The 19,871-nt window shown below is 55.8% G+C and carries 18 protein-coding genes; 9 read left to right on the top strand and 9 right to left on the bottom strand.

From position 1 onward, the window contains the following. The 4 genes from CFII64_RS28600 to yaaA form a co-directional block, all read right to left on the bottom strand. Positions 1-1,173: an alginate biosynthesis protein Alg44 gene (locus CFII64_RS28600; protein ID WP_020294382.1), complete on the bottom strand. Its 1,173-nt coding sequence runs from the start codon at positions 1,171-1,173 to the stop codon at positions 1-3. A 40-nt stretch (positions 1,174-1,213) separates the two neighbouring features. Further along, positions 1,214-2,695 (bottom strand): mannuronan synthase, encoded by a 1,482-nt coding sequence (gene alg8, locus CFII64_RS28595; protein ID WP_020294381.1) that lies wholly within the window; start codon positions 2,693-2,695, stop codon positions 1,214-1,216. Between the two features lie 105 nt (positions 2,696-2,800). Further along, positions 2,801-4,117, bottom strand: coding sequence for a nucleotide sugar dehydrogenase (locus CFII64_RS28590; RefSeq protein ID WP_020294380.1), 1,317 nt, complete (start codon positions 4,115-4,117; stop codon positions 2,801-2,803). 802 nt (positions 4,118-4,919) lie between these two features. After that, on the bottom strand, positions 4,920-5,699 hold the full coding sequence (gene yaaA, locus CFII64_RS28585; RefSeq protein ID WP_020294379.1) for a peroxide stress protein YaaA: 780 nt from the start codon (positions 5,697-5,699) through the stop codon (positions 4,920-4,922). A gap of 143 nt (positions 5,700-5,842) precedes the next feature. Between yaaA and CFII64_RS28580 the strand changes: the two genes are divergently transcribed. The 5 genes from CFII64_RS28580 to moaE all read left to right on the top strand — a co-directional run bounded on the left by CFII64_RS28580 (position 5,843) and on the right by moaE (position 10,055). Beyond that, entirely contained in the window at positions 5,843-6,979 is a 1,137-nt protein-coding gene (locus tag CFII64_RS28580) for a polysaccharide deacetylase family protein (protein WP_052026686.1), read from the top strand. 331 nt (positions 6,980-7,310) lie between these two features. Then, a complete protein-coding gene (locus tag CFII64_RS28575; protein ID WP_020294377.1) occupies positions 7,311-8,705 on the top strand; it encodes a PhoH family protein in 1,395 nt (464 codons plus the stop codon). A gap of 167 nt (positions 8,706-8,872) precedes the next feature. Next, complete coding sequence (moaC, locus tag CFII64_RS28570) at positions 8,873-9,358, top strand: cyclic pyranopterin monophosphate synthase MoaC (RefSeq protein WP_020294376.1); 486 nt, start codon at positions 8,873-8,875, stop codon at positions 9,356-9,358. Then, the gene (locus CFII64_RS28565; protein WP_020294375.1) at positions 9,358-9,603 is read left to right on the top strand and encodes a MoaD/ThiS family protein; all 246 of its coding nucleotides are present in this window, start codon (positions 9,358-9,360) and stop codon (positions 9,601-9,603) included. The genes moaC and CFII64_RS28565 overlap by 1 nt, the downstream gene beginning before the upstream one ends. Positions 9,604-9,605: 2 nt before the next feature. Next, positions 9,606-10,055 carry a molybdopterin synthase catalytic subunit MoaE gene (gene moaE, locus CFII64_RS28560; protein WP_020294374.1) on the top strand — a complete coding sequence of 150 codons (450 nt, stop codon included), beginning with the start codon at positions 9,606-9,608 and terminating at the stop codon, positions 10,053-10,055. 129 nt (positions 10,056-10,184) lie between these two features. Here the strand turns inward: moaE and rhlB are convergent, their stop codons facing one another. Continuing rightward, positions 10,185-11,678: an ATP-dependent RNA helicase RhlB gene (gene rhlB / locus CFII64_RS28555; RefSeq protein ID WP_020294373.1), complete on the bottom strand. Its 1,494-nt coding sequence runs from the start codon at positions 11,676-11,678 to the stop codon at positions 10,185-10,187. Positions 11,679-11,805: 127 nt separating this feature from the next. Next, complete coding sequence (locus CFII64_RS28550) at positions 11,806-12,462, bottom strand: alpha/beta hydrolase (RefSeq protein WP_020294372.1); 657 nt, start codon at positions 12,460-12,462, stop codon at positions 11,806-11,808. Positions 12,463-12,942: 480 nt separating this feature from the next. Between CFII64_RS28550 and CFII64_RS28545 the strand changes: the two genes are divergently transcribed. The 4 genes from CFII64_RS28545 (at position 12,943) to CFII64_RS28530 (ending at position 17,109) form a co-directional block, all read left to right on the top strand. Beyond that, positions 12,943-13,971 (top strand): amino acid ABC transporter substrate-binding protein, encoded by a 1,029-nt coding sequence (locus CFII64_RS28545; protein WP_020294371.1) that lies wholly within the window; start codon positions 12,943-12,945, stop codon positions 13,969-13,971. A gap of 73 nt (positions 13,972-14,044) precedes the next feature. Then, a complete protein-coding gene (locus tag CFII64_RS28540) occupies positions 14,045-15,226 on the top strand; it encodes an amino acid ABC transporter permease (protein WP_020294370.1) in 1,182 nt (393 codons plus the stop codon). 10 nt (positions 15,227-15,236) lie between these two features. Further along, the gene (locus CFII64_RS28535; protein WP_020294369.1) at positions 15,237-16,334 is read left to right on the top strand and encodes an amino acid ABC transporter permease; all 1,098 of its coding nucleotides are present in this window, start codon (positions 15,237-15,239) and stop codon (positions 16,332-16,334) included. Positions 16,335-16,344: 10 nt separating this feature from the next. Next, positions 16,345-17,109: an amino acid ABC transporter ATP-binding protein gene (locus CFII64_RS28530; RefSeq protein WP_020294368.1), complete on the top strand. Its 765-nt coding sequence runs from the start codon at positions 16,345-16,347 to the stop codon at positions 17,107-17,109. Between the two features lie 400 nt (positions 17,110-17,509). Here the strand turns inward: CFII64_RS28530 and CFII64_RS28525 are convergent, their stop codons facing one another. The 3 genes from CFII64_RS28525 to CFII64_RS28515 form a co-directional block, all read right to left on the bottom strand. Continuing rightward, the gene (locus CFII64_RS28525; RefSeq protein ID WP_020294367.1) at positions 17,510-18,064 is read right to left on the bottom strand and encodes a hypothetical protein; all 555 of its coding nucleotides are present in this window, start codon (positions 18,062-18,064) and stop codon (positions 17,510-17,512) included. Positions 18,065-18,526: 462 nt separating this feature from the next. Next, positions 18,527-19,369, bottom strand: a complete 843-nt coding sequence (locus tag CFII64_RS28520; RefSeq protein ID WP_020294366.1) for a hypothetical protein — start codon at positions 19,367-19,369, stop codon at positions 18,527-18,529. Next, the coding region (locus CFII64_RS28515; protein ID WP_044901807.1) for a DUF4225 domain-containing protein at positions 19,366-19,871 on the bottom strand (506 nt) is incomplete at its 5' end. The genes CFII64_RS28515 and CFII64_RS28520, both read right to left, overlap by 4 nt.

Below are 19,871 nucleotides of genomic sequence, written 5' to 3'. Positions count from 1 at the left end.
TTAGAGACCCGCGGCCATGGCTTTGTCGATCAGCCAGTTCATCGAAGGGCCACGATCACTGGTGACTTCCACAGGGCGACCGGACAACGAGCTGTCCAGCGCTTCGTCAGGCTTGATCTGCACGCGGATGTCGGTGGACAGGTCGGCGTCGCTCAAGTTGGTGCTGCTGACGATCTGGCCGGTACGGACCTTGTCTTCGCCGGCAACCTGGAAGTTCACGTGAGTGCCGGGTTTGACATCGTTGAACTGGCGATAAGTGAAGCGCGCTTCAACGTTGGCAGCCGTGTTACGCGGCACCAGCTGGAAGATCACCTGACCTTTGGAGGCGAACTGACCGTCCGCCACCAGTTGCTTGGCAACGACGCAGTCGCAAGGGCTGGTCAAGGTGCCGGCCATTTGCTTGCCGTACAGTTCTTCGATTTTGGCCGGTTGCAGATCGTCGCCGTTCAGGCTGCCCTTGAGCATTTCCAGCATGCTGGTGCTGAACGAAGCGAGCGGGGCGCCTTTGGCAATCGGGCCATTGACCTGAGCCAGGCTCTGCACGGTGCCTTCACGCGGCATGGTGACATCCATCGACGGCAAGGTAACCAGGCCGGCCGATGCATGGCTGACGAAGTACAGGCCGTAGACGGTCTTGAAGATGAAACCGAATGCCGCCAGGCCAACGATGAAAATGCCCAGGCTGAAGGTCACCGCGCGCAATCGCGCGAGGGCGCTCATGCCGCTGCCTTCGCCTTTGTTCTTGCGCGCCTTGGTGAAATTGTCGCGCTGCAAGGTGGCCAGTACTTCGCCCATGCTGACGATGTCGCCGCTCAGGTGCGAGGTAATCAGGTGGCGCAGGGTGGCGATGTCTTGCTGTTCCAGGTTCTGGAACTGGCAACCAACGCGGCCAGTGGAGGCATCCACCGAGCGGACCTGCATTTCGATGTCCATGGCCAGGCCAAGGTTGTCGATGAGGAACTGCAGACGACCCTTGATCACTGAACCTGTAGCCAGGCGCAGATTGTTCGGGGCAACGAAGCTCAGGCCACCGGCAGACAAGTCTTCGACCTGTACCAGAGGGGCGTTGGGCTGGCCATTGAGCAGGCGCAGCTTGGCGGGAATCCGGATCCGGGCGTGTTGACGCTGGGCTTCGGATTCATGGACGACGTTCGCATTCACGGCTGTATTCATGGTTAATTTTCCTACTTAAGCGATTAATCCGTGGGTCTGGTCAAACCATCGTCAACAGCGCGGCGACGAAGATGGTGCCAGCCGAGAAAGTCATGGTTCGGGAGGACCATGTGTTGAACCAGCCCTGGAAACTGGCCATGTCACGGCTGAGTTTTGTGTCCTGACGAGTCCAGGACTGTCGGTCGAGGCGGAAGAAGACGTAGATCTTCATCAGCGCACCGACGATCTGGTTGTAATAAAGAATGATCGGATAGGCCGGCCCGATCGTGTGCCCTGACAAGGACAACATCAGTGTGAGAATCAGGCGGGTGATGCCGATCCATAGCAGGTACATCAGGATGAACGTCACGCCATACTTCATGCTGGCGATGATCGCGACGGTCAGGCCGAGGATCGATGTCCACATGGACACGCGCTGATCGAACAGCACGACGCTGGTGAACAGACCCAGACGGCCCATGCCCAGGCCAAGTGCCCGGGAGTTCTGCCGCAGGTTGTTGCCGTACCAGCGATACATCAGTTTGCGGCTGGCCTTGATGAAGCTTTTTTCCGGCGGGTGCTCCACGGTATTGATCGCGGCATCCGGGACGTAGAACGTGTCGTAGCCCAGGCGCATCAGGCTGAACCAGCTGGACTTGTCGTCACCGGTCAGAAACTTGAACTTGCCCAGACGCCAGTGCGTCAGCGAATCGCTCTCGACGTCGGCAATGAATGCCGGGTCGGTCACGACCGACGCACGAAACACCGACATACGGCCGGTCATGGTCAGTACGCGCTTGGACAGCGCCATCGAGCACATGTTGATGTGCCGCTGGGCGAAACGCAGCTTGTGCCATTCGCTCATGATGTAACCGCCGCGCACTTCGCAGAACTCGTTGGTGGTCAGGCCGCCGACATTGCCGAACAGCTGGAACCAGGGCACGGTCTTGCGCACCACGCCTTCACTGAGCACGGTATCGCCATCGATCACGGCAACCACAGCGCGGTCATCCGGCAAGTGCCGGGAAATGGCGCGGAAGCCGAACGCCAGGCCGTCACGCTTGCCGGTGCCGGCAATGCGCACGAAGTCCAGCTTCACATGGGCAGGCGGATTGGCTTTTTCCCACATCGCCTTGACCAGCAACTCATCGGACATTTCCACCAGCGAACAGACGATCGTGGTCGGGAAACCGCAGTCAATGGCTTCGCGAATCACCGAGCTGTACACCTGGGCCGTGGTCAGCGCATCGATTCGAAAGCTGGTGACCATCAGGAACACATGGGACGGGTCCGCGGATTTGCCGAGCTTGCGAACCTTGCGGCGCAAGTGCGGGTAAACCACATACAGAAACAGCATGCCGCGTAGGAAGTGCGTGGCACCCATCGAGTAGCGCCAGATACCAACAGCGCCAATCAGGAAAATAAAGTTCTTCGACTCGGCGTCGAAGATACTTGTAGGCAGCGCCAAGGCGAGGCCCATCAATAAACTCAGGTAGAACAGCCAACCGGCGGCCTGTAAAAGGCCGGTCTTTAGCCTGTGCATAATCGGTATCCCTAAGTAAGTTGCAAGCCGCAAGCTGCAAGCCTCAAGTTGGCTTGCAGCTTGTGCTTGTGGCTTGCCGCTTGAAGCTTGCAGCTGCTCTATGCGTTACCAGCAGATACCTTCGGTACGGTCGCTTTCGCTGGTCGCGTTGGTCATGAAGCCGACCAGATCGACAACGTGCTTGCCGGCTGGCGCGTTATTGGCCAGTGCACGGAAGCGCTCGTCGCGGTTACCCAGGATGATCACGTCAGCGTCGCCAATCACGGTGTCGAAGTCCGAGTTGAGCAAGGACGAAACGTGCGGGATTTTCGACTCGATGTACTCTTTGTTGGCACCATGAACGCGAGCGTATTCAACGTTGGCGTCGTAGATGCTCAGGTCAAAACCTTTACCGATCAGCATTTCGGCCAGCTCTACCAGCGGGCTTTCACGCAGATCGTCAGTGCCGGCCTTGAAGCTCAGACCCAGCAGCGCGACTTTGCGAGTGTCGTGGCTGGAGATGATGTCGAAAGCGTTCTGCACCTGGGACACGTTGCTGCGCATCAAGGAGTTGAGCAGCGGCGCTTCCACGTCCAGGGTGCTGGCGCGGTAGGTCAGGGCGCGAACGTCCTTTGGCAGGCAAGAGCCGCCGAAGGCGAAGCCAGGGCGCATGTAGTACTGGGACAGGTTGAGAGTCTTGTCCTGGCAAACCACTTCCATCACTTCACGACCATCAACGCCGACTGCTTTGGCGATGTTGCCGATTTCGTTGGCGAAGGTCACCTTGGTGGCGTGCCACACGTTGCAGGTGTACTTGATCATCTCGGCCACTGCGATGTCCTTGCGGATGATCGGAGCGTCAAGTTCTTCGTACAGGGACTGCAGGACATCGCCGGAAGCTTTGTCGAACTCGCCGATGACAGTCATCGGTGGCAGGTCGTAGTCCTTGATCGCGGTGCTTTCACGCAGGAACTCAGGGTTCACTGCAACGCCGAAATCGATGCCGGCTTTCTTGCCGGAGCAATCTTCCAGGATCGGGATAACCACGTTGGCAACCGTGCCAGGCAAAACAGTACTGCGCACCACGATGGTGTGGCGGGAAGTCTTGTCGCGCAGAACAAAGCCGATTTCGCGGCAAACGGATTCGATGTAATCGAGTTCCAGATCGCCGTTCTTCTTGCTCGGCGTGCCGACGCAGATCATCGACAGGTCGGTGGCCCGAATGGCTTCAGAGAAGTCTGTGGTGCCGCGCAGTTTGCCGGTACGAATACCCTGGGCCAGGAGGTCTTCCAGGCCAGGTTCTACGATTGGCGATTTGCCGTTATTGATAAGGTCGATCTTGGCTGCAGAGATATCCACACCAACAACATCATGACCCCGCGCAGAAAGGCAACCGGCACATACTGCACCGACATAACCCAAACCAAAGATGCTGATACGCATCGTATTCTCCTCGATGTTCACGCCATAAGTTGGCTGGATATTAAAATTTGACCAGCAGTTATCGCGCGCTCGAAAAACGTGACTCGTTGAAGTCACATATCGAACGCAGGCATAGTTGAAAGGTGAGCGCCAAATAGTTAAGGCAGACTCAAGTACTGCTGAGTATTCGTGGCAAGTAACCTGTATGTAACGTTACAGGATCTCGCTCTGGGACGCGGCAAGCCACTCCGGTCGGTGTCCCCAGTGGTCTCTAGGTCAGAGGCGCGGGCTAAAGCCTTTGCGGTCGTTCCTGAGTCTCGCTGTGTGCACCGCGATAGTGCTTTGCTCAATAACCAATCGTTGCCAAATGGTGCATTTATCTCCAGATACCTACCGCCTTGACCGCTTAGGTCAAACATCGTGGCCGGCAACTTCCAGTTTTCCCACCTTCTCTGTAAGTGATCTCTCACAAGGTCAGCGAGAATTGTTACGGGATGTAGGAGCCCCTGATTTCGAGATAAGTTCCTGGCCACTCGTCCTCTTTTTGAGATTCGCCGATTTTAAATCGCCGGAAAAGGTAATTGCATAATGGTGGCATATTCCGTTTCGGCCTTAGTTATCAGGGGGTCTAGCATCTTAATATAAAAAAGCCACTACCGTGAAAAAGCAAAACGCTAGCACGCAAAAATTTTGTTAATTTTTTGAGAATGCGAAGTTGGAAAACCTGGAGACTTAATATTGACGCCATAAACTCGTCAAAAACGCGTCGCGATAAAGGGGGGTATCAGCGCAACCCGACTTGCTGTTGCGCTTTACAAGTGACTTAGTGTTCGGGAGTTTCGCGCAGGAACACTAACTTGGCAGGCGTGGACTGTTCACTGCTGTAGCGATAGCCCTGAGCGTCGAACTGCTTTAGTGCATCGGGTGTATTGATCTGCTCGGAAATCACGAAGCGACTCATCATGCCTCGGGCCTTTTTCGCATAGAAGCTGATGATCTTGTATTGCCCGTTCTTGAAGTCCTTGAACTCGGTATCGATGATCCGGGCCTTCAAGGCGGGGCGTTTGACTGCGGAAAAATACTCGGTGGACGCCAGGTTCAGCAGCAGATCGTCCCCTTGCTCGGCCAGCGCCTCATTGAGCCATTCGCTGATGCGCGTCCCCCAGAATGCGTAAAGGTCCTTGCCGCGCGCGTTGGCCAGCCGGGTGCCCATTTCCAGTCGATACGGCTGCATCAAATCCAGTGGTCGAAGCAGGCCATACAGGCCGGACAGCATGCGCAAGTGGCCCTGGGCATACGTCAGCTCGGCATCGCTCAGGGTTTCGGCTTGCAGCCCGGTGTACACATCGCCCTTGAACGCCAGCAACGCCTGTTTTGCGTTATCTGGCGTGAAGGCCGGCGTCCAGCTGCCGAAACGCGCGGCATTGAGCCCCGAGAGCTTGTCGGACAGGTGCATCAACTCGCTGATTTGCGCCGGGCTGAGCTCGCGCAACTGGGTGATCAACTCCTGAGAGTGGTCCAGGTATTGCGGCTGAGTGAAGCGGGCAGTGCTCGGCGGCGTTTCGAAATCGAGGGTTTTCGCTGGGGAAATCACCATCAGCATAAAGTCGTCTCCTTTAATCGTGGCGCGATTCTAGGTACTTCGGGCGCATGACTCCAGCTATGGTGCTCATAGGCGCTCCAACAAGCGTTGTTTGGTTGGGCTATAGTGCCGCGCTGATCTGGCGATTAAGGGAGCGATTGGTTTTGCGTAAGTTTTTAGCAGTTTGCGCGTGTCTGTTCGGGCTTGAGGCTCATGGGGCATTGCCCGAGGTGGCAACCATCGATCGCAGCGCGTGGCCTGAGGCATTAGTCACGCCAGATCTGTTCGACGTAGCATCGCGTGCCGAGATTCTCGGTTTCGCCCACGTGCTGTATCTCAGCGAAGGCCTGGATGAAGAAGGCCTGAAAAAGCGCCTGGGCCTGCGCTACATCAATCTTCAATCGCTGAGCCTGATCCGTAACCGGCTCTGGAACCGCTTGCTGGAGAACTACCAGAGCGCGCAAAAAAGCTGCCCACAGGACGCGTCGTTCTGTGTCTTGGTCGAAGACATGGACATGCTGCGCGCGCGGGCCGCGGAGTTCAAAATCGCCGATGACTCGTTCTACGCCAAGTGGGCGGTGCCCAGTGCCGCCTTTCATGAGCGCTATCTCAATGAACTGTTGTTTCAGGCGGCGCTGTTCCCCCAGACCAGCAGCGAAATCGCCCGCTACAACTCCGACGAGTTGAGCGGCGATGCAATGGCGGATCGAACCTTCCAGCTGAATTTCGACGGCGGGCCTACGATTGCCGAGGGCGGCACGGACTGGCTCGCTGATTTCATGCGTCAGCAGAAGATGAACGCGACGTTTTTTGTGCTGGGCAAAAGTCTGCAGGAGCGCCTGGAAGCCGGTTCTGCCACCACCTTGCAGTCTCTGTACCGTTTGCAATGCGTGGGCATTCAGGGCTGGGAATACCGTTCCCATAGCCAGTGGCTGGAATGGCAAAGCTCCGTGCTGCGCAGCGCCGGCCTGACCCAGCAACTGCTGCCGGACAACTACGTGCCGTTGTTTCGCCCGCCGTATGGCCATCGCCGCGCGGACAGCGGGCAGTTTTTCCGCGATCAGAATCTGCGTGTTTCGTTGTGGACGATTGATGCCCAGGATGCCAACGGTCGACTGTCCGCCGAGCAGATCAGCGACCGGATCATCAGTCTGATGCTGTTGTGGCGACGGGGGACGGTGGTGTTTCACGACGCCAGTGCCAAGGTGCAATCGGCGGTGCCACTGCTGCTGGCCAACACGGCGCAAAGCGAGCTCGTCTGGGACGATTGCCGCAACATCCCTGAGAACCGCGCAGAATAAGGGTTTGCACTCGTTTGGATAGGGTGTGTGCCGGAATTTCTGGCATATTTCGAGCGGGGCTGACTTCCAACTGTAAGCGCACTGACGCAGGTCGCCAAGGGCTATTCGTCATACTGTGAAATAAACTTCAAAAAAGTGTCAAAGAGCTTTTTTCTGTCATGGGTTTTGCGGTATTACCACTACAGACCGCCGAAACCTGCAACACAGGTGGCGTCCCCCCAGACCCACCTTGAGCATTTTTCTCCTGCTTGAAGGAGAAAACCGGCGGCCTTTTCGTGGCGCAGTATTGTTGTGGTTCTGCGTCGCTTGGCTTTTATAAAGGTGAGCGAGTATGGATGATCACGGACGCACCCCTTCCTCAAACCAGCCAATCCTTTACGTGCTCGATACCAACGTATTGATTCACGATCCCAATGCCCTGCTGAATTTCGAAGAACACCGCGTCGCCATTCCCATGACCGTCCTCGAAGAGCTGGACAAGCTCAAGGCCGGTAAACACTCGGTTGCCGCCGAATGCCGCCAGGCGATTCGCCTGATCGACAAAACCCTGGGCGATGCCACACCCGAGGAGGTTGAGCTCGGCGTACCGATTGATCGCGGTACCGGGGTACGCAAAGGTTTCCTGTCCATCCTGATGAGCAAGCGCGAGGAGCCCAACAGCCTTCTGCCCGAACACCTGAACGACAACATCATCATCAATCAATTGATTGACCTGCACGCGCGCGACAAGGATTTGCGCCTGGTGCTGGTTACCAAAGACATCAACATGCGCCTCAAGGCGCGGGCGTGTGGGATCGCCGCAGAAGACTACAGCACCGATCAACTGGTCGACGACGTGTCGATGTTGTCCCGTGGCTATCACACCATGACCGGTTCGTTCTGGGATCGCGTCAGCAAGGTCGAAACCCGCCAGGATCATGGCCGCACCTGGCACCGCGTGCAGCTCACCGATAACCTGCCGGCGGTTCACATCAACGAGTTCATCATTGACGAACAGGGGTTCGTCGGCTGGATCAAAGGCATCAAGTCTGACGAGTTGCTGATTCTGGACATGCACCAGGAACCGTTGATGCACCAGGAAGCCTGGGGCCTCAAGCCACGTGACATCTATCAGGGCCTGGCGCTGTTTGCCTTGCTCGATCCCGATATCCACCTGGTCAACCTGTCCGGCGCCGCAGGCTCGGGCAAAACGATTCTGGCGCTGGCCGCTGCCATCGAGCAGACCATGGTCAGCAAACGCTATCGCCGCATCATCGCCACTCGAAGCGTGCAGGGCCTGGATCAGGAGATCGGCTTCCTGCCCGGCACCGAAGCGGAAAAAATGGAACCGTGGCTCGGTGCGATCACCGACAACCTCGAAGCCTTGCACATGGATGACGAAAACACCCATGGCAGCGTCGACTACATCCTCAGCAAAGTGCCGTTGCAGTTCAAATCCCTCAACTACATTCGGGGTCGCAGCTTCCAGCAGAGCCTGATTTTGATCGACGAATGCCAGAACCTGACGCCGCACCAGATGAAAACCATCATTACCCGTGCCGGCGCCGGTTCCAAAGTGGTCTGCCTGGGTAACCTGGCGCAGATCGACACCCCTTACCTGTCGGCCACCAGTTCCGGGCTGACGTACCTGACGGAGCGTTTCAAAGACTTCCCCAACGGCGTGCACATCTCGCTGCAAGGCGTGCCACGTTCCATCCTGGCCGAGTATGCGGAGTCGCATTTGTAATCGATGAATTCACCCGTAGGAGCGGATTTATCCGCGAGGGCGCCGGTATGAACAGATCTTCTATCTGAGCCGACCTTCTCGCGGCTGAAGCCGCTCCTACGGATGCTTTGCAGATTCACCTCGTTGTTTAGGTTTACAATCGCCACTCCTGTTCAGGAGTAAGGCAAGTGCTGACTCACCTCGATTCCCAAGGTCGCGCCAATATGGTCGATGTCACCGATAAATCCGTGACGTTCCGTGAAGCCGTGGCCCAGGCGCGCATTCGCATGCGGCCTGAAACCCTGCAAATGATTGTCAGCGGTGGTCATCCCAAAGGGGATGTGTTCGCCGTGGCGCGGATCGCCGGCATTCAGGCGGCAAAGAAAACCAGCGATCTCATCCCGCTCTGTCATCCGCTGATGCTCACCAGCATCAAGGTCGAACTCAGTGCCGAGGGTGAAGATACGGTACAGATTCTCGCCCGCTGCAAATTGTCCGGGCAGACCGGCGTTGAAATGGAAGCCCTGACCGCCGCCAGCGTCGCCGCATTGACCATCTATGACATGTGCAAGGCCGTTGATCGCGGCATGGTCATCGAATCGGTGCGCCTGCTGGAGAAACTCGGCGGCAAGAGCGGCCATTTCATAGCCGATGAATCGCAAGCGGAGGCGTAATGACCCTGCAAGTCCAGTATTTTGCCCGTTATCGTGAAGCCCTCGGCCTGGATGGCGAGCAAGTCACAGGCGAGTTCGCCACCATCGATGACTTGCGCCAGCATCTGTTACAGCGCGCCGGGGCCTGGCAGGTGTTGGCCGAACAAAGCGTGATGTGCGCGCGAAATCAGGAGCTGTGTGCCCTCGACGCGCCACTGCAGGCCGGCGACGAAGTGGCGTTTTTCCCAACTGTGACGGGAGGCTGACCATGGCGATTCGGGTCCAGTCGGCTCCGTTCGATCCGGGAGCGGAGGTCAACGCGCTGCATGCCGCCAATGTTGGCATCGGCGCGGTGGTGGGTTTCGTCGGTTACGTGCGGGACTTCAACGAGGGCCGGGAAGTGGCGGGGATGTTTCTCGAACACTATCCTGGCATGACCGAAAAAGCTCTGGCCAAAATTGTTGAAGAAGCCGAACAGCGCTGGCCGTTACTCAGGCTGGAGGTGCTGCATCGAGTGGGCGCGCTGGAGCCGGGTGAACCGATCGTGTTTGTCGGCGTGGCCAGCGCCCATCGTCAGGCCGCGTTCGAAGCCTGCGATTTCGTCATGGACTACCTGAAAACCCGCGCGCCATTCTGGAAGAAGGAAACCACTGCAGACGGGCCGCGTTGGGTCGAAGGGCGGGACAGTGATCATGCGGCGGCAGAGCGGTGGAAGTGAGCCCGACATGCTGTGTGCAGCCTGTGTGGGAGCGAGCTTGCTCGCGAAATCGGTGTATCAGGCACATGGGTTGAGCCTGACACACAGCCTTCGCAGGCAAGCTTGCTCCTACACGACAGCGAAGTCCCGTTACACCGGCTGCGCTGGCTTGCGCACTACCGGCTTCAACAACTCAGCTGGCGGGGTTTCGCAGCTGATCTTGCGTCCGAGTTTCTCTTCAATCGACGGCAACTGATAAGAATCGTCTTCGCCGGCAAAGCTGATCGAGACGCCGCTGGCGCCCGCGCGACCGGTGCGGCCGATGCGGTGCACGTAATCGTCCGGCACTTCCGGCAAAGTGAAGTTGATCACGTGGCTGATGCCATCGATGTGAATCCCGCGACCGGCAACGTCAGTCGCCACCAGCACGCGAATCTTGCCTTCGCGAAAACCTTCCAGCGTCTTGATACGCTTGTGCTGCGGCACATCGCCCGAGAGCTGCGCGGCATTCACGCCATCGCGCACCAGACGTTCTTCGATACGACGCACTTCGTCCTTGCGGTTGGCAAAGACCATCACCCGTTCCCAGTTGTTCTCGGTCACCAGGTTGTAGAGCAGCTTGTACTTGTCGGCGGCGGCCACGGCATAGATATGCTGTTCGACCATCTCGCTGGCGACGTTCAGGGCTTCGATTTCGACAATGGCCGGCTCGGTGGTCCACTGCTTGGCGAGGTTCATCACGTCTTCGGTGAAGGTCGCGGAGAACAACAGGGTCTGACGTTCACCCTTGTGCGGTGTTTGACGAATAATCTGACGCACTTGCGGGATGAAACCCATGTCCAGCATGCGGTCGGCTTCGTCGAGCACCATCACTTCGACCATGTCCAGATGCACTTCGCCGCGCTGGTTGAAGTCCAGCAGACGGCCCGGCGTTGCCACCAGAATGTCGCAATGGCGCGCTTCAAGCTGCTTGAGCTGTTTATCGAAGTCCATGCCGCCGACAAACGTCATGACGTTCAGGTCGGTGTACTTGGTCAGGTCGGCGGCGTCCTTGGCGATCTGGACGACCAGTTCGCGGGTCGGCGCGATGATCAGCGCACGAGGCTCGCCCATGTAGCGTTCTTTGGGCGGCGGTGTCTGGGTCAGTTGCGAGATGATCGAAATCAGGAACGCTGCGGTTTTGCCCGTACCGGTCTGGGCGCGGCCGATGGCGTCCTGCCCCTTAAGGGTGAAACCCAGCACCTCTGCCTGAATCGGTGTGCAATACGGAAAGCCCAGATCCTGAATCGCGTGCATCAATTCCGGTGCCAGATCGAAATCATGGAAGCGGGTCTTGCCTTCCTGCGGCTCGACGACGAAATCTGCAAGGTTCCAGACCACCATCGGCGGCTTGGGCGCACGCTCGCGACGTGGGCGCTCGGACTTTGGTTTGGAGGAGCTGACCGGTTCGGCCTTGGCGGGCTCCTCGCGCGATTCCTGAACAGCGACGGATGCGACGGGCGCAGCCGAAACCTGGGCATGACGATCCTGAGAATCGTCAGCAACAGGGCTGATAGGGGCGGGGGAGGATGTAACAGGGCTAGGCGCGAGCTGCTCAGCCTCGCTTTTACCGAACATCTTTTTAAGTGCTTTGAGCACGGTCATCTCGTCGATTGATTAGGGAATGTACGCCGAGCAGTGTAAAGCAAGAATCGGGCTCGGCGTAGTCTGATCCGGAATGGGCTACACGATGTACTCAAGAGGCGCATTCCAGAGGCGTCTATAAACGGTGTTACCGAAGTTTGTTGCTTAGCCAGCTACCAATGTCGGAAATCTCCTGCGGTAACACTTCGTGGCCCATTGGGTATTCCTGCCATGCGACGGTGACGCCCAGGGTCTGGAGCCGCGCATAAACGTCACGTCCCATGTCGTACTGAACCACATCGTCGTGTTGGCCATGCAGGCAATACGCCGGGATGCGTTGCTGACTGGCAGAAAGTGTCATCTGGTCGTTGAAGGTCGGTGCGTAAGTGGACAGTGCAAGTACCCCGCCCAACGGACCCTGCCAACGACGAAAGGCGGCATGCAGGACCACGGCGCCACCCTGGGAAAAACCGGCCAGAAAAATCCGCGCCGGGTCGATGCCGCTGTCCCGTTGCGCTTCAATAAGGTTCAAAACCGCCAGTGCCGATGCTTCCAATTGGTCGTGATCGATAGCGCGGGCGGGGTTCATCGCCAATATGTCGTACCAACTGGGCATGGCGTAGCCACCATTGATCGTCACGGCGCGGGTCGGTGCCTGGGGCAGGACGAAGCGGGTGGTGAGCAGTGTTTCCTGAAGCATTTCCGCGACGGGCATGAAGTCGTAGCGATCCGCGCCCAGACCATGCAGCCAGATAACGCAAGCATCGGCAGCCTTGATCGGCTCTAGAACAAGGGTCTCACTCATGTGCGCTCCATTAGCGTGCAATCGCTCTTTTGCGGTGCGTTAAGGCGGTGCACGACCTGTTAAAAATGAAAGAAGATGTCGCAAGGTTACAAGTTTTCCTATTGACCTGTCGCTAATTCGACTCTGCCACCATGCTGGTACGGGCTTTGCTATAAAAACGGTGGAGTGAAAGCGCTCACCTCGGTCGGTAACACTATCAGCGTATTACTGGTAGCCGCCGGGGCTGGCACGAAATCCATGCATCAGGATTTTCGGCACGGTTCGTCCTGTACCGGGTTGGTCCAGGAACATCATGGGGCTTGAATCTGCCAGACCGTTTTGGGGTCGTGATTACGAGTGACGAGAAGATCTTGCACTCGATTCAGGATCCGGGTCTTACGCCGCATGACCCAAAAATAAGCCAGCACGGGTCATCAGTGCCTCACAAGGGTGCGGCGGGGCTCAAGCTCCGACACAACAAAGAGCAAACTGGAGGTTTGAATGAAGATGTTGAAATCCACCCTGGCCGTAGTGGCCGCCGCAGCAGTTCTCGGCGTGAGCAGTTTTGCTCAGGCAGGCGCAACACTGGACGCTATTCAGAAGAAAGGCTTCGTACAGTGCGGCGTCAGCGACGGTCTGCCAGGTTTCTCCGTTCCTGATGCCAAGGGCAAAATCACCGGTATCGACGCCGACGTCTGCCGCGCTGTTGCCGCTGCCGTTTTCGGTGACGCGACCAAAGTGAAATTCAGCCAGTTGAACGCCAAAGAGCGCTTCACCGCGCTGCAGTCCGGCGAAATCGACATCCTCTCGCGTAACACCACCTGGACCAGCTCCCGTGACGCTGGCATGGGTCTGGTATTCGCCGGTGTGACTTACTACGACGGTATCGGCTTCCTGGTAAACAACAAGCTGGGCGTGAAAAGTGCCAAGGAACTGGACGGTGCAACCATCTGTATCCAGGCCGGTACTACCACCGAGCTTAACGTTTCCGACTACTTCCGTTCGAACGGTCTGAAATACACCCCGATCACTTTCGACACCTCCGACGAAAGCGCCAAGTCCCTGGAAGGCGGTCGTTGCGACGTTCTGACCTCCGACCAATCCCAGCTTTACGCACAGCGCAGCAAGCTGGCCAAGTCGGACGACTACGTCGTTCTGCCGGAAGTGATCTCCAAAGAACCTCTGGGCCCGGTCGTGCGTAAAGGCGACGAAGAGTGGTTCAGCATCGTCAAGTGGACTCTGTTCGCAATGCTGAACGCTGAAGAAGCTGGCGTGACCTCGAAAAACGTTGAAGCCGAAGCCAAGTCGACCAAGAACCCGGACGTCGCTCGTATGCTCGGCGCTGACGGCGAATACGGCAAAGACCTGAAACTGCCGAAAGACTGGGTAGTGCAGATCGTCAAGCAAGTCGGTAACTACGGTGAAGTTTTCGAACGTAACCTGGGTGAAGGCACTGCGCTGAAAATCAAGCGTGGCCAAAATGCTCTGTGGAACAAAGGCGGCATTCAGTACGCTCCTCCAATTCGCTGATTGACCCGGCGCCCGACAGTCTGAACACCAGGCTGTCGGGCGTTGTTCTGTTCCATTTTTCCTGGGGCATTCAATGGAAAAGCAAATCGTCGCACCCAAGCAAAAGCTCTCTTTGAGCGACCCGAAAGTGCGCGCGTGGGCATTTCAGATCATCACCATAGTGGCGGTGATCTCGATGGGCTGGTTCTTGTTCGATAACACCCAGACCAACCTGGAACATCGTGGCATCACCTCGGGTTTCAGCTTTCTTGAGCGCAGTGCCGGATTTGGCATTGCCCAGCATCTGATCGATTACACGGAGTCGGACACCTACGCTCGCGTATTTGTCATCGGTCTGCTTAACACCCTTCTGGTTTCGTTCATCGGTATCGTCCTGGCGACCCTGCTGGGCTTCATCATCGGCGTTGCACGCTTGTCACCCAACTGGATGATCAACAAGCTGGCGACTGTCTACGTTGAGGTGTTCCGCAACATTCCGCCGCTGCTGCAGATCCTGTTCTGGTACTTCGCCGTGTTCCTGACCTTGCCGGGTCCGCGACAGGCGCATGGCTACCTGGAGATGTTCTTCGTCAGCAGCCGTGGCCTGAACATGCCAAGAGCGCTCGCCGCCGATGGCGCGTGGCCGTTCATCATCAGCATCGTGCTGGCCATTGTGGCTGTGGTCATGATGACCCGCTGGGCCAACAAGCGTTTTGAAGCCACCGGGCAACCGTTCCACAAGTTCTGGGTCGGCCTGGCGCTGATCATCGTCATTCCCGCGTTGTGCGCCGCGATCTTCGGTTCGCCTGTGCATTGGGAAATGCCGGAACTCAAAGGCTTCAACTTCGTGGGCGGCTGGGTGCTGATCCCTGAACTGCTGGCCTTGACCCTGGCGCTTACGGTGTACACCGCAGCGTTCATCGCCGAAATCGTGCGGTCGGGTATCAAGTCGGTCAGCCACGGTCAAACGGAAGCCGCGCGTTCCCTGGGCCTGCGCCCCGGGCCGACGTTGCGCAAGGTCATCATCCCGCAGGCTCTGCGCGTGATCATCCCGCCGCTGACCAGCCAATACCTGAACCTGGCGAAGAACTCCTCGCTGGCGGCCGGTATCGGTTATCCGGAAATGGTTTCCCTGTTTGCCGGTACGGTGTTGAACCAGACCGGGCAGGCGATTGAAGTCGTTGCCATCACCATGAGCGTGTACCTGGCGATCAGTATCAGCATTTCCTTGCTGATGAACTGGTACAACAAGCGCATTGCGCTGATTGAGCGGTGAGGAAGCGCACATGACAACTCATACTTTCAAACCTGATATGCCACCACCGGGCAAAGTGTTCGGCCCCGTGGCATGGATGCGGCAAAACCTGTTCTCCAGCTGGATCAACACGCTGCTGACCTTGTTTTCGATCTACCTGGTGTTTCTGGTCGTGCCGCCGATTCTCAGCTGGGCGTTCATCGACGCCAACTGGGTCGGTACCACACGCGCCGATTGCACCAAGGCCGGCGCCTGCTGGGTATTCATCGAGCAACGTTTTGGCCAGTTCATGTACGGCTACTACCCTGGCGACCTGCGCTGGCGTGTAGACCTGACCGTGATCCTGGCAATTGTCGGCGTTGCGCCGCTGTTCATCTCGCGCTTTCCGCGCAAAGCCGTCTACGGCCTGAGCTTCCTGTTCATCTACCCGGTGATTGCGTTCTTCCTGCTGCATGGCGGCGCGTTTGGCCTGACCAACGTCGCAACCAGCCAGTGGGGCGGCCTGATGCTGACGCTGGTGATTGCCACGGTCGGTATTGCCGGTGCATTGCCGCTGGGTATCGTGCTGGCGCTGGGCCGTCGCTCGAACATGCCGGCGGTGCGCGTGGTCTGCGTGACGTTCATCGAGTTCTGGCGCGGCGTGCCGTTGATCACCGTGCTGTTCATGTCCTCGGTAATGCTGCCGTTGTTCCTGCCGGAAGGGATGAACTTCGACAAACTGCTGCGCGCCCTGATCGGCGTCATCCTGTTTCAGTCGGCTTATGTTGCTGAAGTGGTTCGTGGCGGCATGCAGGCCATTCCCAAGGGTCAGTACGAAGCGGCCTCGGCCATGGGCCTGGGTTACTGGCGCGCCATGGGGCTGGTCATTCTGCCCCAGGCGTTGAAGATGGTTATCCCCGGCATTGTCAACACCTTTATTGCCCTGTTCAAAGACACCAGCCTGGTGATCATCATCGGCCTGTTCGACCTGCTCAACAGCGTCAAACAAGCGGCTGCCGACCCGGCCTGGCTGGGTATGGCCACTGAAGGCTATGTCTTCGCGGCATTGGTGTTCTGGATCTTCTGTTTCGGCATGTCCCGCTATTCCATGCATTTGGAACGTAAGCTGGACACAGGCCACAAGCGTTAGGAGTTATGTGATGAGTGAAGTTATCAGTAAGCCTCTGGGCGCCGAAGGCATGATCCGCATGGAGGGCGTACACAAGTGGTACGGCCAGTTCCACGTGCTCAAGGACATCAACCTGAACGTGCGTCAGGGTGAGCGAATCGTGTTGTGCGGCCCGTCCGGCTCCGGCAAGTCAACGACCATTCGTTGCCTGAATCGCCTGGAAGAGCACCAGCAAGGCAAGATCGTCGTCGACGGCACCGAGCTGACATCGGACCTGAAACAGATCGAAACCATCCGCCGCGAAGTCGGCATGGTGTTCCAGCACTTCAACCTGTTCCCGCATCTGACCATCCTGCAGAACTGCACGCTGGCACCGATGTGGGTGCGCAAGCTGCCCAAGCGCAAGGCCGAAGAAATCGCCATGCACTACCTTGAGCGCGTGCGTATCCCGGAACAGGCCCACAAGTTTCCCGGCCAGCTTTCCGGCGGTCAGCAACAACGTGTGGCGATTGCCCGCGCGCTGTGCATGAAGCCGAAAATCATGCTGTTCGATGAGCCGACCTCGGCACTCGATCCGGAAATGGTAAAAGAAGTGCTCGACACCATGGTCGGCCTGGCGGAAGAAGGCATGACCATGCTCTGCGTAACCCACGAAATGGGCTTCGCCCGCACCGTGGCCAACCGCGTGATCTTCATGGACAAAGGCGAAATCGTCGAACAGGCGCCACCCAACGAGTTCTTCGACAATCCACAAAGTGATCGCACCAAACTGTTCCTGAGCCAGATCCTGCATTGATCGGGTGAAGTGACAGAGAAAAACCCGGGCCTTGTGTTCGGGTTTTTTTATGAGGGCGGTAATTGGAGGCATCTTCACGCAATCCCGTTGGAGCGAGGCTTGCCCGCGCAGGGGCGCCGCCTTCGCGAACAAGTTCGTTCCTACAACATTTTCGCACTCGCAGTGTTCGTCCTTAGCGCCAGCAGGACGCATATCTTTTTGAAGTATTGATGGGGATGGCTTAGAAAAACCGACCGTACCTTTTCCCCTCATAGAGCGTTCCAATAATGACTGCTGGAACGACGATGGCGTAAACGCCGCCTTCGCGAACAAGTTCGTTCCTACAACATTTTCGCACTCGCAGTGTTCGTCCTTAGCGCCAGCAGGACGCATATCTTTTTGAAGTATTGATGGGGATGGCTTAGAAAAACCGACCGTACTTTTTCCCCTCATAGAGCATTCCAATAATGACTGCTAGAACGACGATGGCGTAAAGAATCAGGCCTATTGCTCTTACCGCGTGCGGTTCAAGGGTGATGAATTGCAATGGGCCTAACAGGATTACGCCCGTCACCGGCACGCAAAATAAGGGTACGAAAATACCTATTCTCAGATAGTAGAAGAAGTTCTCCCTGCGGCTGTAGATTTCAATGTCGGGCTCTCCCCGATTTAACATCGCGCGTTTTTCTTCGACGGTATATCTAATTGGGCGAGGGATAGCGTAGACGTAAGCCAGTACCATATAACCGGTCACGGTAACTACAACAGGGCTACGCATTTCTCCTACGAACTGGAGGTGGCCCGTGTCTGCGAAAATCATATGCCCTATGACGATGGCTACGTTATACAGAAAAACAACGAACTGCTTTTTTCCCGAGAAATTTTCACCCCCGGGTGCGAATTTGGCCCAAAGCGAGGGTGCGAATAATGGTGTCGTTATAGCGAGATATTGGATGTGAAACCAGGTTATGTCCATTATGCTTCCTGTTAGTGCGACTACGAAATATTTATGCTGAGTTTATTTGTATTCAAACGATGAAGGGGGGCTCACTGCTATCATGGTGGTGCATGTGGTTATGCTATTTACTAAAGCCCCATGGCTTGATATTGCGCTCCGTTGGGATTGCATACATGTATAAAAGCAGCATTGCGAACGAAACCCATCCAATCGTGTCCGGTTCTGTTTCACCTATGAACGGTAGTTCGCTATTTTTAATAAAGTTTAAGTGGATAAAAAAGAACACTCCGTTATATATCGTTGCTGTTATTGATTTTTTGTACGAGTATTTGGCGCCTGAAAAAAACGAATTTGGCCCATAGTGATGGTAAGAAAAATAATAAGCTTGTTGCGCAAAATACACTGTAGAAAATGGCATTATTCATTCGGAGTCTTCATTTTCTGCATTCCCTTCATAATTCTGATGAGGATAAATAAGGTTTAGTTTAAGTTTTTCATTTTCGATTTCTTCTTTGCTTGATGGTGCAGGATTGTCCCAAACGTCCAAATAGCCAAATAGAAAACGTATATAACCGCTTTTGTAAGGTTTCGCCAAGGTGGTTGTAGTGCTTCGAAATTCGTGAGCTCGTCTAATAGTACCATGGTCATGGTGGCGCACCAGATAGAAAAGACAAGTAGTATCCAGTTGGCTCTAAAGCTGTGAAGTCTATTCTGAAGTGTTTTTTTAGTGCCGAATGACGGCGCTTTTATTTCAAATGAGGGGTTGTAGTGTTTTGTTTTATAGCGCTTGCGTATGAGGTGTGTTCCTAGCGTTGCTAAGGCTAAGAATAAAATTACTCCGGCAGCTCTTCGTGTCGGTAAGTCCAGTGTCTCCATCGGAGCTACCTGAATTAGCAGATAGCTAATAATGACCGTGTAAAATGCTGATGTCGCTAGAATTATCAGCGTCCATTTAGCTAAAAAAATAGCTCGGTCGAGACCTATATCTAATAACCTCAAAAACCCGTTATCAAATGCTAGTGAAGTGTCTTTATTTGCGTAAGCGTTTACTTCCAAGGCGCCAATACTGCGTGCGTGAAGAATCGCAAAGGCGAGGCCTAGATAAACGATATAGGAGTTTTCGAAGGTGTCCAGAAAAAGAAAACGTCCTTTAAGGAGGAAAGTTGTCTGGATTATTATCAGTGCGGTGTTGTAAATAAAGCCTGCTTTAAAAATAATTCTGCGGTGTCTTGCACTGGATGTGAATCTTACTAGTGAAAGTGAGATTATCGTAAAAAGTGTGCTAAGGCCTACGTAAGTGATATGTTGCAGTATTGGATTCATTTCTCATTTTTCCATTCGTTTGAAATGCCGCTCGCTGTTATTTCGCCACTCATGGCATCAATTTTTAGAATTGTTGAGGATGTCTCTTTATACGCTCTTACGTAGTCTGCATCTACGTAACGGAATAGGCGCCAGGCATTCCTTTTTAACGTGAGTCTAAACGCTCCGAATAGGGATAACCCAATATCTGCAGTTCCATAGGCGATATTTCCTCCGCTTTTGCCGCCGCCAAAGTATTCGGAAACAGCTTGATAACGAACTCTTAACCACCCTTCGGTGTTGGATTGGCCCGTCAGCAAATTGTTGCCATTTTCATATATGTTGTTTAAGCCGTGTCCTATCATCATACTGGCAGGGACACATGCCCATCCAACTGATCCTACGCATATGCCAATACCTCCTGTCACTTGGAGTCCGCCGGCGACTAGACCGAGACTCTGAGACGTTACTCGCATAGACTGATCCAACAAGCTCTTCTGCTCATCCTTTAACGCCTGCAACC

This window comes from Pseudomonas sp. CFII64 (assembly GCF_000416235.1).
Lineage (GTDB): Bacteria > Pseudomonadota > Gammaproteobacteria > Pseudomonadales > Pseudomonadaceae > Aquipseudomonas.
The sequence above is the reverse complement of the archived record's forward strand: the minus strand, read 5'-3'. Positions and strand labels throughout refer to the sequence as shown.

What these genes read in the sequence shown, in the direction of transcription:
- rhlB (WP_020294373.1), bottom strand. Translation starts at nt 11,678, where the DNA reads ATGACCGTGCTCAAAGCACTTAAAAAGATGTTCGGTAAAAGCGAGGCT.
- yaaA (WP_020294379.1), bottom strand. Translation starts at nt 5,699, where the DNA reads ATGCTGATGGTGATTTCCCCAGCGAAAACCCTCGATTTCGAAACGCCG.
- CFII64_RS28590 (WP_020294380.1), bottom strand. Translation starts at nt 4,117, where the DNA reads ATGCGTATCAGCATCTTTGGTTTGGGTTATGTCGGTGCAGTATGTGCC.
- alg8 (WP_020294381.1), bottom strand. Translation starts at nt 2,695, where the DNA reads ATGCACAGGCTAAAGACCGGCCTTTTACAGGCCGCCGGTTGGCTGTTC.
- CFII64_RS28600 (WP_020294382.1), bottom strand. Translation starts at nt 1,173, where the DNA reads ATGAATACAGCCGTGAATGCGAACGTCGTCCATGAATCCGAAGCCCAG.
- CFII64_RS28565 (WP_020294375.1), top strand. Translation starts at nt 9,358, where the DNA reads ATGACCCTGCAAGTCCAGTATTTTGCCCGTTATCGTGAAGCCCTCGGC.
- CFII64_RS28525 (WP_020294367.1), bottom strand. Translation starts at nt 18,064, where the DNA reads ATGGACATAACCTGGTTTCACATCCAATATCTCGCTATAACGACACCA.
- CFII64_RS28535 (WP_020294369.1), top strand. Translation starts at nt 15,237, where the DNA reads ATGACAACTCATACTTTCAAACCTGATATGCCACCACCGGGCAAAGTG.
- CFII64_RS28575 (WP_020294377.1), top strand. Translation starts at nt 7,311, where the DNA reads ATGGATGATCACGGACGCACCCCTTCCTCAAACCAGCCAATCCTTTAC.
- CFII64_RS28550 (WP_020294372.1), bottom strand. Translation starts at nt 12,462, where the DNA reads ATGAGTGAGACCCTTGTTCTAGAGCCGATCAAGGCTGCCGATGCTTGC.
- moaE (WP_020294374.1), top strand. Translation starts at nt 9,606, where the DNA reads ATGGCGATTCGGGTCCAGTCGGCTCCGTTCGATCCGGGAGCGGAGGTC.
- CFII64_RS28530 (WP_020294368.1), top strand. Translation starts at nt 16,345, where the DNA reads ATGAGTGAAGTTATCAGTAAGCCTCTGGGCGCCGAAGGCATGATCCGC.
- CFII64_RS28545 (WP_020294371.1), top strand. Translation starts at nt 12,943, where the DNA reads ATGAAGATGTTGAAATCCACCCTGGCCGTAGTGGCCGCCGCAGCAGTT.
- CFII64_RS28520 (WP_020294366.1), bottom strand. Translation starts at nt 19,369, where the DNA reads ATGAATCCAATACTGCAACATATCACTTACGTAGGCCTTAGCACACTT.
- CFII64_RS28540 (WP_020294370.1), top strand. Translation starts at nt 14,045, where the DNA reads ATGGAAAAGCAAATCGTCGCACCCAAGCAAAAGCTCTCTTTGAGCGAC.